The sequence below is a fragment of the Kibdelosporangium persicum genome, assembly GCF_013280595.1.
GTDB lineage: Bacteria > Actinomycetota > Actinomycetes > Mycobacteriales > Pseudonocardiaceae > Kibdelosporangium > Kibdelosporangium persicum.
In genome coordinates this window covers 30813-44523 of sequence record NZ_JAAATY010000014.1, presented here as the reverse complement: position 1 = coordinate 44523, position 13711 = coordinate 30813, and the positions used below count along the sequence as shown (strand labels likewise).

Genomic DNA, 13711 nt, shown 5'->3' with positions numbered 1-13711 from the left:
ACCCCACCCCCACAACCAATCCCAAACCAATGGCCACCCCAAGCAACCACCGCTGAAAGAAGCCAACCCAAGCCACCGGCCCAAGCCCAAGCAACCATGGCTGAAAGAAGCCAAACCCCCAAGTCCTGGTCACCCCCAAGCAACAGCGCTGGAAGCTGCGCAAACCCAAGCCGCTGGTCCAAGAGCCACGCACCCAGCGCTGGAAGCTGCGCAAACCAAGTCGCTGGTCCAAGAGGTACGCACCCAGCGCTGGAAGCTGCGCAAACCAAGTCGCTGGTCCAAGAGGTACGCGCCCAGCGCTGGAAGGTAAGGAGCACGCACCGTGGGGGGCTTGGGGGGCTCGGCCCCCCAAAACAAAACGAAGCGGAGTGCGGAAGGCGCCCCAGCGCCGACCACACTCCGCCCATCCGCGTAGCGGGGACAGGATTTGAACCTGCGACCTCTGGGTTATGAGCCCAGCGAGCTACCGAGCTGCTCCACCCCGCGTCGTTGTAGTTAGAACTCTACATGGTGGTGTCGAGGGGTTTTCAGGGGGGTGTCGTGTCCGGAAAGGTGGCTGTTCGTCATTGCGGGCGATGCCTGGTCAGGACCACCATGAGGGCATGTCGAAGCTCGTGCTGATCCCCTTGTTCGACGGGTTCCAGAGCCTCGACGTGACGGGGCCGCTCGAGGTGTTCGCCGGTGCGGCCCGGTACTCCGGCCGGGACGCGTACGAAGTGGTCACGGCGTCGATCGGCGGCGCTGTGGTCCGTGGTTCGAGCGGGCTGCGGATCACACCTGACATCGACCTGTGTTCGGCCCCGAAGCCGCACACGCTGATCGTGCCCGGTGGCTACGGGACTTTGGACGGCCAGCCCGAGTTGGTGGAGTGGCTGCGGGAGCACGCCATGCGGGCTGAGCGGGTCGTGTCTGTCTGCAGTGGTGTCTTCCTGTTGGCGGAGGCGGGGTTGCTGTCCGGGCGCCGGGTGACGACGCACTGGTTCGCGTGTGACCTGCTGGCGCGGCAGCACCCGGACATCGAAGTGGACCCGGAGCCGATTTTCGTGCGGGACGGGAAGATTTCGACGTCCGCGGGCGTGACCAGCGGCATCGACCTGGCACTCGCTCTGGTCGAAGAGGACCTGGGGCGCGAGTGCGCGTTGACCATCGCCCGGCATCTGGTGATGTACCTGCGGCGCCCGGGCAATCAGACGCAGTTCAGCGCTCCGTTGAAGTTGCAGGCGGCGGTGCGTGAACCGCTCCGGGAGGTCCAGCAGTGGATCATCGAGCACCCGGCGGCGAAGCTGTCCGTCGAAGCGTTGGCCGAACGGGCCAATCTGTCGCCCCGGCAGTTCACTCGGGCCTTCACAGCGGAGACGGGGATGACGCCGGGGCGGTACGTCGATCGTGTCCGCCTGGAGACCGCTCGGCGTCTGCTGGAGGACACCAACGCCGGCATCAGCCGTGTCGCCCGGGACTGTGGATATGGGACACCCGAAACCATGCGCCGTGCTTTCATCCGCGCCCTTGGCGTCTCCCCCGCCGAGTACCGCCGCCGCTTCTGAGCCGTCTTTTGAAAGAGGGTGTCCTCGCCGGACGGGCAGGCCACCAAGAGGAGAGGGGGCCGCACTCCCTTCCTCCCGCCCGGCCTGCCAAAGGCAACCATGGCCGTCAAGGGGATCGGTTCGACTTCCAGCCAGGTTCTTCGCGTGGGCCGACCCCTTGACCCCCATGGTTGGACTACGTCCAGGCCAAACGGCAGGAAGGGAGCACGAAGACCACCCGCGCTCCCGCGCACCTAACGACGGAGATCCGTATGACTACCGCCCGGGGCCGGTCCGCGTAGCCGGATCACCGCCCCGCGGCTTCCCCACCTTCCGCCCTTGCCCACCACCCCCGACACTCGCTTTAGACANCACCCAACTCGCCCCAAAAGAAAAAGGCGCCGAAGGCGCCTCGCGGCAAAGCCGCGCAGCTGGTTCAGCTGAAAGGTAACCAGCGCTGGAAGGTAAGGAGCACGCACCGTGGGGGGCTTGGGGGGCTCGGCCCCCCAAAATAAAACGAAGCGAGCCATGGAAGGTGCATCAGCACCGACCATGGCTCGCCCACTCGCGTAGCGGGGACAGGATTTGAACCTGCGACCTCTGGGTTATGAGCCCAGCGAGCTACCGAGCTGCTCCACCCCGCGTTGGTTGTTTCCAGCTTACTTGGGGGTTGCGGGGCGGGGCAAATCGGGTGGGGTCAGGGGTTCCTGTCCGTGTTCTGGGTCACCCTCCGCCTTGTGGTGTCGGCGATGACGGTGGCGTGCTTGGCTGGCTTGGCGGCGCTGTTTGTGCTGCCGTTCTGGCCTGCTCGTACTTCTTCAGTGCGGCGTCGAGTTCTTCGATGGCTTTGCCGACTTCGGCGAGGCCGCCGCCTTGGTTCGCGGTCCTGAGTTTGGCCACTGCCGCGTTGAGTTCGGTGATGGCCTGGTTGAGCTCAGGTGTTGTGCCACCGCCGTTGTTGGGTGGTGGTGGCGCGCCGCCGGTGTTCGGTGGTTGGGTCGGCGTCGACGGTGGTGTTGTCGGCTGGCCTTGCCCGGGTTGTGTCGTCGACGATCCGCTGCCCGGTCCGAAGACCTGGTCGAGCGCGTCGGACAGGGTCGCGGCGAATCCGACGCGGTTCTTGTACGCGACCAGCACTCGGGCCAGCTGCGGGAAGGCGTTGATGTCCTTCTGCTTCAGGTAGACCGGTTCGACGTAGATCAGTCCGCCGCCGACCGGGAGGGTCAGCAGGTTTCCGTATTGCACGTCGACACCCGTGTTCTGGAACAGCGTTCTTTCCTGGGTGAATTTGTCCGTTGTCCGCATTTGGTTCTGGACCTGGTTCGGACCCGGTGTCACGTCCCCTTGTGTGGGTAGTCGCAGCACCCTGAATTGGCCGTAGTCCTCCGGTTCGGAGGACACCGAGACCCATGCGGCCAGGAATTGCTGACGGAACGCGGTGAGCGCGCTGGTCACCTGGAAGCTCGGTTTGCTCTGGCCCGGTGCCTGGGCGAGCACGTAGTACGGCGGTTGCTTGGCGCCGCCGGTCTCGCTGCCTTCCTTGGTCGGGTCGGAGGGCACGTCCCAGAAGGTCAGCGTGGAGAAGAAGTCCTGCGGCGTGGTCACGTGGTACTTCGCCAGCAGGTCTCGCTGGACCTTGAACAGGTCCTCCGGGTACCGGAAGTGCTCCTTGAGCGACTGCGGCACGGCCGAGGCGGGCTTCACCGTGCCGGGGAAGACGCCGGACCAGGCCTTGAGGACCGGGTCTTTCTCGTCGATCCCGTACAGCGTCACGGTGCCGTCGTACGCGTCGACGGTGGCCTTCACCGAGTTGCGGATGTACCCGATCTTCTTGTCCTGCTGGCGCGGGACGTTGGCGAGCGAGTCGGTGGTGACCTGGCCGAGCGAGGTCGACTGCGAGTACGGGTAGTTGTCGAGCGTGGTGTACCCGTCGACGATCCACTGGATCCGGCCGTCGACGACCGCCGGGTACGGATCGGTGTCCACGGTCAGCCAGGGCGCGGCCTTCCGGACCCGCTCCCGCGGGTCACGGTTGTACATGATCTTCGAGCCTTCGCTGATGCCCGTGTTGAACAGGATGTTCCGCTCGCCTTCGTAGGCGGCGAACACCAGCCGGTTGAACAGCCCGTCGATCGGGACGCCACCGGCGCCCTTGTACAGGTATTCGCTGTCGCCCGGCGAGTCGTACTCGCCCGGGGCCTCGCCCGGCGTGCCGCCGACGATCGCGTACGTGGTGGCCAGCTCGCCGTAGTAGATCCGCGGTTCGGTGACCGGGATGTCCATCTTGACCTTGGCGTTGATCGCGTTCAGGTCGCTGACCGTGAACAGCGGATACCCGCCCTGCTGGCTGGCGTTGGCCGCCGAGGTGCCGCCGACGGGCGTCGGCGCCCGGTCGATCGTGTTCGCCGGCGCGGCCACGAAGCCGTTGCCGTGCGTGTAGACCATGTGCCGGTTGATCCACGAGTTCTGCTGCTCGGTCAGGCCCGAGGTCTTGATCTCGCGGACCGCGACCACGTAGTCCTGGACCTTGCCGTTGACCTTGTAGCGGTCGACGTCCAGCTTGTCCGGGAAGCCGTAGAAGTTCGCCCGGGCCTCGCGCTGGGTGAACGTCGGCGACAGGATGCTCGGGTCGAGCAGCCGGACGTTCGGGATGGTGCCGGTGTCGTTGCGGATCTCGGCCGCCGACGGCTCGGTCGCGCCCGCCGGGGGATAGTCCTCGATCTTGACCTTGTCGTCGGTCAGCCCGAACGCGTCCTTGGTGGCGTCCAGGTTGCGCTGGATCGACGCCGCTTCCTTCTCGTTGGCGTTCGGCTTGACCGAGAACTGGTCGAGGATCGCCGGCCAGGCCACGCCGACCAGCAGACCGGACAGCACGAGCAGGACCAGGGCGATCGCGGGCAGCTGCAGGTTGCGCAGGAACGCGCCGACGAAGAACGCGATGGCACAGAAGATCGCGATCGACATCAGGATCAGCTTGGCCGGCATGACCGCGTTGAGGTCGGTGTACGTGGCACCGGTGAAGGTGTCGTTGCGGCTGGAGTACAGCAGCTCGTACCGGTCGAAGAAGTAGTCGACCGCGTAGACCAGCACGAACAGGCCCGCGACGGTGGAGAGGTGCACCCGGGCCGGGCCGGAGAGCTGACCGCCGCGGCCGGCGAGCCGGATGCCGCCGAAGATGTAGTGCACGACGACCGCGCCGATGAACGCGACCACGAGCGCCACGTAGAACCAGCTGATCAGCCACTCGTAGAAGGGCAGCTTGAAGGCGTAGAAGCCGATGTCGATGCCGAACTCGGGGTCGGTCTTGCCGAACGGCACGGCGTTGAGCAACAGCTGGACCCGCTGCCAGTCGCCCTGCGCGGCCCATCCGGAGATCAGGCCGGTGACGACCGGCAGGCCGATGCCGAACAGGCGGATCCGCTGCACGATCGTCGACCGGTATCTGGCCAGCGGATCCTCCGCGCCGGACACCGGGACGAACACCGGACGGGTCCGGTAGGCGATGGTGAGGCTGACCGCGAGCAGGCCGCCGACGAACACGGCGACGGCGAAGAACAGCCCGATCCTGGTCAGGATCTCGGTCGTGAAGACGGACCGGAACCCGACCTCACCGAACCACAGCCAGTCGACATATGTGTCGATCAGCCGGGCGCCGACGATGAGCAGAAAGACGATTACCGCCGCGATGGTCAGCAGGATGCGGCTGCGGCGAGACAGCTTCGGCAAGCCGATCGAGGGCCGAGAGGCCACTGGACACGCTCCTGAATAGCGATCTTGAGTCTGGCCGACAGCCGTGTGCTGAAACAGCTGTCCTAGATGTCCAACTCTACGGACGGTGTTCCGGTTCCCGTCACCGGCTGTGGGAATGCGACGATGACCGCCGTGTCGAGCACTTCTGATGCCTTGCCGGCGCTCGCCGAAGAGGTCGAGCAGTTCGTGGCGGCGGCCGGCTGGGACCAGCCGCCGCAGCTGTTCGCCCTGGTCCCGACGGCCGAACTGCTGCGCATGCAACCGGAGCTGGCCGGTCAGCTGGACGCCGCCTCGGTGCTCACCCCGATAGCCCAGGATTCGTTGCCGGATGGTGACCTTGGCTCGGCCCTCGCGGGCATCATGTGGCCGGAGGCGGTGCACGGATGCGCCTTGGTCCAGGAGATCGTCGTGCTGCCTCCCGAGGCCGAGGCCGAGGTGAACGCCTCAGGCGAGGACGAAGACCGAGTGCGTCAGCTGGCGGCCGAGCACCCGCAGCGCCAGGAAGCACGGCTGGTCGCGGCAGTTCTCCGGGACGGCGGCGAGGCGTGCGTCATGCGCCTGCGCGACCACGACGACCTGCTGAAAGGCGCCGAGCTCGCACCGAACCTGACCGCCGCCCTGCACGCCACCTTCACCTGAAATCCCCCTCGTGAGTGGTTATCAGGGTTAGAACACCGATAACCACTCACGAGGTCTTTTTCAGCAGCTGGGGACGGGGCGGCCGGCCTTCTTGTCCTCGAGTGCCCGCACGGCCCCGGCCAGGGTCTCCACCTTGATCAACTGCAGGCCGGCGGGCGGGTCGGCCTTGGCCTCGGCGCAGTTCGCGGCCGGCACCAGGAACGTCTTCGCGCCGTCCTCCGCGGCCGCGACCAGCTTGAACCCGATACCGCCGATCGGGCTGACGTTGCCCTTCACGTCGATCTCGCCGGTGCCCGCGATCGGCTGACCACCGGCCAGGTCGTCCGGGGTGAGCCGGTCGACGATCGCCAGCGAGAAGATCAGCCCGGCCGACGGGCCGCCGACGTCCTGCAGGTGGATCGTGGTCTTGAACGGCACGTCCGCGCGGTCGACGCCGCGGATGCCCATGTAGCCCTGCGGCCGGTCGTCCGGGGCCTTGCCCAGCGTCACCGACACCGTCCGCTCCTGGCCGCCGCGCTGCAGCACGATCTCGATCGCCTGCCCGGGCTTGGTGTTCTCGACCGCGACGATCACGTCGTCCTGCTGGGTGATCTGCTTGCCGTTGACCCGCAGCAGCCGGTCCCCCGGCTCGATGACGCGATCCGCGGGCGCACCCGAGGTGACCTCGTTGACCACGACCTTCACCGGGTGGTTGAGGAACCGCATGGCCGCCACCTCGGCGTCACTCTGCGAGTCCTGGAACATCTTCACGTTCTGCTGCTGGACCTCGTCCTCGGTCTGACCAGGTCTGATGTACTCCTCACGCGGCGCGAGCGCGTACCGCCCGCTCACCCATAGGCCGAACGCGCTGAACAACGTGACCTCACGCTTGAGCGACACCGTCGTCATCCGCAACTGGCCGGTCGTCGGGTGCGTCTGCGCCCCGTCGACCTGCACGATCTGCGTGTTCTCGACCGCGCCGAGGGTGTCGTACGTCGGCCCCGGGCCGAGCGCCACGAACGGCACAGGTACGAACGCGCCCGCCAGCCCGAGTGTGACCACGATCAGGAAGCTCAGCAAAACCGTCCAGCCGCGCCGGGAGATCTGCCAGCGTTCGTCCCGCGCCCGCCGTTCGGCGGCTGCGTCGGCCTCAGGCGTCGCCTCTTTGCTGGGAGTACTCACGAGGCAACAGCCTACGACCACCGCACCCCGCGTACCGTGGAGGTATGAACGAGCTCCCCTTCGGCTTCAGCATGCCGGAGCCCGATGACAAAGGTAAGAAGAACCCGTCCGGCCAGGGGCCGGGCGGCGGGCAGGAGAACCCGTTCGACCAGCTCGGCCAGATGCTGAGCCAGCTCGGGGAGATGTTCAGCCGGGCGGGCTCGTCGACCGGACCGGTGAACTACGACCTGGCCAAACAGATCGCGATGCAGCGGCTCGCGGAGACCGAGCCGGCCGGCGCGGAGTCGCCCGAGGCGGTGGCCGACGCCGCCCGGCTGGCGGAGTTGTGGCTGGACGCCGCCACGATCCTGCCCGCGGGCGCGACGTCGACCAAGTCGTGGACGGCCAAGGACTGGGTGGAGAAGACCCTGCCGACCTGGCAGCGGCTGTGCGACCCGGTGGCCAGGCGGATGTCCGGCGCCTGGGTCGAGGCGCTGCCCGCGGAGGCCAAGGCGGCGGCCGGTCCGCTGCTGTCCATGGTCGGCCAGATGGGCGGGATGGCGTTCGGCTCGCAGTTGGGCAACGCGTTGGCCCAGCTCGGCGCGGAGGTGCTGACGTCGACCGACATCGGCCTGCCGCTCGGTCCCGAGGCGACCGGTGCTCTGCTGCCCGCGAACATCTCGAAGTTCAGCGAAGGCCTGGAGCGGCCCGCCAGCGAGGTGCTCGTGTACCTGGCGGCACGGGAGGCCGCGCACCAGCGCCTGTTCGCGCACGTCCCGTGGCTTCGGCAGCGTCTGCTGGCGACCGTCGAGGAGTTCGCCAGCGGCATAACGGTGGACACCTCGGCCCTGGAGCAGCTGGCCACGCAGATCGACCCGGCCAACCCGCAGTCGATCGAGCAGGCCATGCAGTCCGGCATGCTCGAGCCGCAGACCACGCCCGAACAGCAGGCCGCCCTGGCGCGGCTGGAGACCCTGCTCGCGCTGGTCGAGGGCTGGGTGGACGTCGTGGTCGCGGACGCCGTCGGCGACCGGTTGCCCGGCGCCGACGCCTTGCGCGAGACGCTGCGCAGGCGGCGTGCTTCCGGTGGCCCGGCGGAGCAGACGTTCGCCACGTTGGTCGGACTGGAACTGCGGCCCCGCAGGTTGCGCGCGGCCTCGGCGCTGTGGCGTCTGGTCGGCGACAAGCACGGCATCGACAAGCGTGACGGCGTCTGGGCGCACCCGGACCTGGTGCCGACCGCCGAGGACCTCGACGAGCCGTTGGACTTCGCCGACCGCGTCGGCGCGGCGTCGGACATGGACCCGATCGCCGAGCTGGAGCGGACCGAGAAGAAGGACAAGGACGAAGACGAGTCCTGACACGACCGGAGGCCACCCGCGCGAGGTGGCCTCCGGTGCGTTCGAGGAGCTAGTCCTCGACCATCGGCCCCGATCCCGCGGCAGAGGCAAGGCCCTCGAGGTACCCGATGGCCCGCTCTGTCCTGGGATATCGCCGCACCAGGCCCCAGAACTGCTCGTCATGCCCTGGCACGAGCAGGTGCGCGAGTTCGTGCACCAGCACGTAGTCCAGGACCCAGGACGGCACCTCCCTCAGGCGCTCGCTGACGCGGATGGTCCGGTCAACAGGCGTGCAGGATGCCCAACGCGTCCGCATCGGCGGCACCCAACGAACACTCAGCGGGACGGCTTCGCCGTCCAAATGTCGGGACGAGAGCTCGGCACACCTGGCGAGCAGCGCGCTGTCCGACGTCCGCGCCGGGGAGCGGCGACGGGACTCGCTGCGCAGCAGGCGGCGTTGCATCTCGGCGACCCAATGCGCTTCTTCTCTCTTGGACATCCGCGCAGGCAGCAGGACGATCAGAGCGTCGCCCTCCCGGTACGCGGTGACTGTCCGCGTACGCCGCTTACTGCGACGTACTTCGACGACTGGTTCGGCCACGCGACAACGGTACGACCACCCACCGACAATTTGGGACCTGCCAGGAGGGTGACCTTCTACCCACAGCCCCCTGTGGACAAAGGTTTGGCTTGTCGTGGATCCCTTGCCAGCCTTGAGGTATGTCATATGGTGGAAGGCCGCTGCCCCGTCGGCCGAAGGTGCTCACGGGCCTGCCGGTGCTGCGTCGCGGCGACGACGAGATCCAGCTCGGGCTCGATCCCCGGCACGCCGTCGTGATCGGCGGAGTAACCAAAACGATTGCGGAGAGTATTCAAAACCTGGACGGCCGGGCCCGGCTCAGGCAGCTGCTGGAGCAGGCTCCGCCGGATGATCGCGCAGCTCTGGCGGCGCTGCTGCGGGACCTGCACGAGCTCGGTCTGGTCGAGGACGTGACCGATACCGGGATTCCCGGACGGCTCGCGGCGGACGCCGCGACGTGGTCGCTGCGGACCGGCAACCGGCCGGGCCAGTTGGCTGCCGCCAGAACGAAGTCCTCCGTGCTGGTGCACGGCTCCGGCAGGCTCGGTATCGCCGTCGCGCGATTGCTCGCGACGGCGGGCATCGGCGCGGTCGGTTTCGAGGCGGACGGTGTCGTGGAGGCCGAGGACACCGGCTGTGGCTACCGAGACGAGGACGTCGGCAAGCCGCGGGCCGAGGTGGCGCGGTCGCTGCTGCCGTCCACGCCGGTGACCGCTGCCGACCTCGTGGTGCTGACCGATTCGGCGGTGCCGACGCCGGAGTTCGTCGCGAGTCTGCTGTCCCGTTCGGTGCCGCACATGAGCGTGCGGGTTCGTGAGGGCATCGGGATCGTCGGCCCGCTCGTCGTGCCGGGCCGGAGCAGCTGTCTGGGCTGTGCCGATCTGCACCGGGCGGATCTCGACCGCGACTGGCCCGCCGTCGCCGCGCAGTTGGTGGGCCAGCGTCAGCATGCCGACCTGATGTGCGCGCACGCGACCGCCGCCATGGGCGCCGAGCAGGCGATGCGTGCCCTGGAGTGGCTGTCGGACGGCGGCGATCAGCCGCCGATCTGGAACAACACTCTCGAACTTGATCCTTTCCACGGCACACTGGATCGTCGGCCCTGGCCGCCCCATGTGTTCTGCACGTGTGGAGCCCGACAGTGAAATTGCTGCGAGATGGGCCGTCTACAGGGGAGAATCACCTAGTGAACGAGATGCCGCGCAAGACCGTCGCCAGAACGGCACGGCTCGCCAGCCTCCCGTTGGGGGTCGCCGGCCGGGTGGTCGGTGGCTGGGGGAAACGCCTCGCCGGCCAGGACGCCGCCGAGGTGAACGCCCAGATGTCCGCGAGGACCGCCGAGCAGCTGTTCGCCGTATTGGGGCAGCTCAAGGGCGGTGCGATGAAGTTCGGGCAGGCCCTGTCGGTGTTCGAGGCGGCGGTGCCGGACGACATGGCCGAGCCTTATCGGGAGGCCCTCACCAAGCTGCAGACCGCGGCGCCGCCGATGAGCACCCGAGCGACTCACCGGATGCTCGCCGAGCAGCTGGGCCGTTCATGGCGATCGCGGTTCGCGGAGTTCGACGACACCCCGGCGGCCTCGGCGAGTATCGGTCAGGTGCATCGCGGTGTCTGGCACGACGGACGTCCGGTGGCGGTGAAAGTCCAGTATCCGGGTGCCGACGAGGCGTTGATGTCCGATTTGCGGCAGCTTTCCCGGTTCAGCCGACTGTTCCAGGCGTTGGTACCGGGTACCGAGATCAAACCGCTGCTGGCGGAGCTGACCGCCCGGATGAGCGAGGAGCTGGACTACCGGCAGGAGGCGGACAACCAGCGCGCGGTCGCGGCGGCGTTCGACGGCGACGAGCACTTCATCGTCCCCAAGGTGGTCGCCAGCGCGCCGAAGGTCCTCGTCAGCGAATGGGTGGACGGCACACCGCTCGCCAAGATCATCCGGTCAGGTTCGAAAGAAGTCCGTGACCACGCCGGATACCTGCTGGCGCTCTTCCACTACTCCGCGCCCTCGCGGGCGGGAATGCTGCACGCGGACCCGCACCCGGGCAACTTCATGCTCGCCGAAGACGGCCGGATGTGCGTGATCGACTTCGGCGGCGTCGCCAAGTTGCCTGGCGGGACGCCCGAGTCGCTGGGGCGGCTGATGCGGTTCGCCGTGGAAGGGGATTCCGAGAGCCTGTACGAGACCCTCCGCGAGGAGGGTTTTGTCCGTCCCGGCACGCGCGTGCCCGCCGAGCACGTGCACGCCTACCTGGCGCCGTTCGTCGAGCCGCTGCTGACCGAGCGGTTCCACTTCACCCGGCAGTGGATGCAGTCGCAGGCCGAGCGGGTCGGCGACCTGGGCGGGCAGGACTTCCGCACCGGCCGGTCGCTGAACCTGCCGCCGCAGTACCTGCTGATCCACCGGGTGCTGGCCGGGTCGACCGGCATCCTCTGCCAGCTCGACGCGGAACTGCCCGCGCGGGAGATCGTCGAGCGCTGGCAACCAGGATTCAAGGCCTGACCTGCGGAAAACCAGAGCGAACAAGCCACACGCCCGAGGAGTTGTCCACAGCCGGACCCGATGGACTTTCCCGGTCGAGCCGAGATCCGCAAGATCGAAGCATGACCACGAACACCGAATCAGTAGTCCGTCGCAGCACGTTGATGGCTGCGGGCCACTCCAATTACTCCGTCGCCGTCCGGTGCCGCCCGGACGGTCCGTGGCAGCAACTGCTGCCCGGCGTCCTGTTGTTGAAAAGCGGTCCGCCGACAAGACGACAACGGGTGAAAGCCGCGGTGCTCTATGCCGGGGAGGACGCGGTGATCACCGGCATCGAATCCCTGCGCGCCCACGGCCTGCACGCTTTCGACGCCGACGAAGTGCACATGCTGATCCCCGGTACCCGCCGATTGTCCTCGCGCGAATACGTACGCGTGGAACGCACGACGAGATTGCCCAGGCCCCGGGTCATCAAAGGTCTGAGATACGCCCCGCCACACCGAGCGGCAGTCGACGCCGCACGCCGGAACCGAGATCCGTCGCAACAACGCGCCTTGCTTTACGCACCCATCGACTCCGGCCTGTGCACGATCGAACAAATCCGTGTCGAGATCGACGCGGGCGCCCAACGCGGCACGGCGGCGCTGCGCAGCATGCTCGAAGAATCATTGCTTCCCTCCATGACGAACACGGTCCAGCAAGGCTGGGCGAAGCGCGTGCTGCACCAGGCGCCGCTGCCACCCCCGGAATGGCGCGTGTCCATTCACAGTGACTCCGGTCAAGCCCTCGGCATCGCCGACGCATGGTGGGACGGAGTCGGCGTGGCCTGGGATTTCGGCAACCAACGTGACTACGGCGTCCGCCAGCGCCAGGAGGCATTCCTCAGAGCAGGCATAGTCGTCGTCTCCACAACGGCGACCGAACTTCGCAACAACATCGAAGGCGTCGTCCAGGCCCTCGCCCGTGCCTATTACGCCGCGGCCAACCGCCCGCGCCCCCAAGTCCACGCCGTCGCCTGACCCTGGAGCCCTCATGCAGCCTCAACCGTCCATTCAGGACACCACCCGCCCGCACCCACCACAAAGAAGCAACGCCCAAGACAACACCGGCACAGACCCACCCAACACGGCCTGGCAACGCCATCCCCGACCACCACGTGCCGTCCCGTTCCCGGTTTGTCAGTGGCCAGTTCACATTCCCGCTGACGGCCACTTACCGGGGAGGTAACCGGTCGTGCCGGGAACGCGTTGAGTGCCATGCCTGTCCAGGGCTCGTCGAGTCCTGGCCGACGACCAGCTCGTCCGCCCACAGCACCGAGCGGCCGTGCCGCTGGCCATGGCTTGTGCCATGTCGCGCGACACCGTGCCGACGGCCCGCTTGCGCGGCCGAGCCGTCCGACCGGTTGCAGGGAGCCGTCGCAACCATCGTCACCCGATGCGCATCTGGCCGCCGCGACCGGCCGTACAGGGGGAACTCTGGCTGGCCGCTGACACCGGCTACTCGTCGCCGCCGAGCGCGACCCATCGCAACTCCCCCGCCATCACCAGTCCGCCGCGTCGATCTGACCGGCCCAACCCACATCCTTTTGCTTGTCGATCACCGCGCCGGACTCTGCCAACACCGACCCAGCCACCGTGGCTACTCCAGCCTCGATCACGACTGCTCACACAAGCAGGCACACCCCATCATCAGAGCCACCTCACATGCACGGCCGATCCGCCACTCCGCCAAGGCAAGGAGAACCAGGGACGAATGTCCACATGCGCCAGTCCGATCCGGTACTCCGCGTACAGCCACGGATGGGTGAACCCTGGTCATCGACTGCCCGAAAGTTTCTCCGCTCGTGTGTCGATACTGGCGCAGGCCGTTCGTGTAGGGGGTGAAAGGCCGACTCAAGGAGGACCAGTCATGCAGCAGTACCTGCTCAGCATCTACCAGCCCGACGGCGATCCGCCTCCGCCGGAAGTGCTCGATCCGATCATGCGGGAGCTCGACGCGCTCAACCAGGAGATCAGGGACGCGGGTGCCTGGGTGTTCGCAGGCGGGCTGCACCCGCCGGGAACGTCGACCGTGTTGCACCACAAGGACGGCGACATGCTCGTCACCGACGGGCCTTACATCGAGGGAAAGGAGCACATCGGCGGATTCACCGTGCTCCAGGCGGCGGACCTGGACGCCGCGCTGGCGTGGGGCCGCAAGTTCGCCAAGGTGATCGGCCTACCGATCGAGGTCCGGCCGATGCACTGGGGACACTGCTGAGCCG

At 67.6% G+C, this 13711-nt stretch carries 10 protein-coding genes and 2 tRNA genes; 7 read left to right on the top strand and 5 right to left on the bottom strand.

Going from position 1 to position 13711, the window contains the following annotated elements; genetic code table 11:
- Positions 1-412 precede the first annotated feature (412 nt).
- Positions 413-486 (bottom strand) — tRNA-Met (locus tag GC106_RS24175).
- Positions 487-602: 116 nt separating this feature from the next.
- Between GC106_RS24175 and GC106_RS24170 the strand changes: the two genes are divergently transcribed.
- Positions 603-1544: a GlxA family transcriptional regulator gene (locus tag GC106_RS24170; RefSeq protein ID WP_173134978.1), complete on the top strand. Its 942-nt coding sequence runs from the start codon at positions 603-605 to the stop codon at positions 1542-1544.
- 549 nt (positions 1545-2093) lie between these two features.
- Here GC106_RS24170 and GC106_RS24165 read toward each other — a convergent pair.
- Both GC106_RS24165 and GC106_RS24160 read right to left on the bottom strand, forming a co-directional pair.
- A tRNA-Met gene (locus tag GC106_RS24165) sits at positions 2094-2167 on the bottom strand.
- A 79-nt stretch (positions 2168-2246) separates the two neighbouring features.
- Positions 2247-5273 carry a UPF0182 family protein gene (locus GC106_RS24160; RefSeq protein WP_173134976.1) on the bottom strand — a complete coding sequence of 1009 codons (3027 nt, stop codon included), beginning with the start codon at positions 5271-5273 and terminating at the stop codon, positions 2247-2249.
- 123 nt (positions 5274-5396) lie between these two features.
- On the opposite strand from GC106_RS24160, the gene GC106_RS24155 reads away from it, so the two are divergent.
- Entirely contained in the window at positions 5397-5912 is a 516-nt protein-coding gene (locus GC106_RS24155) for a PPA1309 family protein (RefSeq protein ID WP_173134974.1), read from the top strand.
- A gap of 60 nt (positions 5913-5972) precedes the next feature.
- Here the strand turns inward: GC106_RS24155 and GC106_RS24150 are convergent, their stop codons facing one another.
- Complete coding sequence (locus GC106_RS24150) at positions 5973-7073, bottom strand: YlbL family protein (protein WP_173134972.1); 1101 nt, start codon at positions 7071-7073, stop codon at positions 5973-5975.
- A 44-nt stretch (positions 7074-7117) separates the two neighbouring features.
- Here GC106_RS24150 and GC106_RS24145 point away from each other — a divergent pair, with 44 nt between their 5' ends.
- Positions 7118-8413: a zinc-dependent metalloprotease gene (locus GC106_RS24145; protein ID WP_173134970.1), complete on the top strand. Its 1296-nt coding sequence runs from the start codon at positions 7118-7120 to the stop codon at positions 8411-8413.
- A 49-nt stretch (positions 8414-8462) separates the two neighbouring features.
- Here the strand turns inward: GC106_RS24145 and GC106_RS24140 are convergent, their stop codons facing one another.
- The gene (locus GC106_RS24140) at positions 8463-8993 is read right to left on the bottom strand and encodes a M48 metallopeptidase family protein (RefSeq protein ID WP_312872811.1); all 531 of its coding nucleotides are present in this window, start codon (positions 8991-8993) and stop codon (positions 8463-8465) included.
- Between the two features lie 119 nt (positions 8994-9112).
- On the opposite strand from GC106_RS24140, the gene GC106_RS24135 reads away from it, so the two are divergent.
- The 4 genes from GC106_RS24135 to GC106_RS24120 all read left to right on the top strand — a co-directional run bounded on the left by GC106_RS24135 (position 9113) and on the right by GC106_RS24120 (position 13707).
- Positions 9113-10117, top strand: coding sequence for a ThiF family adenylyltransferase (locus GC106_RS24135; RefSeq protein ID WP_173134964.1), 1005 nt, complete (start codon positions 9113-9115; stop codon positions 10115-10117).
- A 50-nt stretch (positions 10118-10167) separates the two neighbouring features.
- Entirely contained in the window at positions 10168-11469 is a 1302-nt protein-coding gene (locus GC106_RS24130; RefSeq protein WP_173135416.1) for an ABC1 kinase family protein, read from the top strand.
- A gap of 101 nt (positions 11470-11570) precedes the next feature.
- Positions 11571-12467, top strand: a complete 897-nt coding sequence (locus GC106_RS24125) for a hypothetical protein (protein WP_173134961.1) — start codon at positions 11571-11573, stop codon at positions 12465-12467.
- Between the two features lie 889 nt (positions 12468-13356).
- Complete coding sequence (locus tag GC106_RS24120; protein ID WP_173134959.1) at positions 13357-13707, top strand: YciI family protein; 351 nt, start codon at positions 13357-13359, stop codon at positions 13705-13707.
- Positions 13708-13711: the final 4 nt, after the last annotated feature.

Excerpts from the sequence above, each read along its gene's own strand:
- GC106_RS24170 (WP_173134978.1), top strand. The coding sequence starts at position 603 with ATGTCGAAGCTCGTGCTGATCCCCTTGTTCGACGGGTTCCAGAGCCTC.
- GC106_RS24155 (WP_173134974.1), top strand. The coding sequence starts at position 5,397 with ATGACCGCCGTGTCGAGCACTTCTGATGCCTTGCCGGCGCTCGCCGAA.
- GC106_RS24145 (WP_173134970.1), top strand. The coding sequence starts at position 7,118 with ATGAACGAGCTCCCCTTCGGCTTCAGCATGCCGGAGCCCGATGACAAA.
- GC106_RS24135 (WP_173134964.1), top strand. The coding sequence starts at position 9,113 with ATGTCATATGGTGGAAGGCCGCTGCCCCGTCGGCCGAAGGTGCTCACG.
- GC106_RS24130 (WP_173135416.1), top strand. The coding sequence starts at position 10,168 with ATGCCGCGCAAGACCGTCGCCAGAACGGCACGGCTCGCCAGCCTCCCG.
- GC106_RS24125 (WP_173134961.1), top strand. The coding sequence starts at position 11,571 with ATGACCACGAACACCGAATCAGTAGTCCGTCGCAGCACGTTGATGGCT.
- GC106_RS24120 (WP_173134959.1), top strand. The coding sequence starts at position 13,357 with ATGCAGCAGTACCTGCTCAGCATCTACCAGCCCGACGGCGATCCGCCT.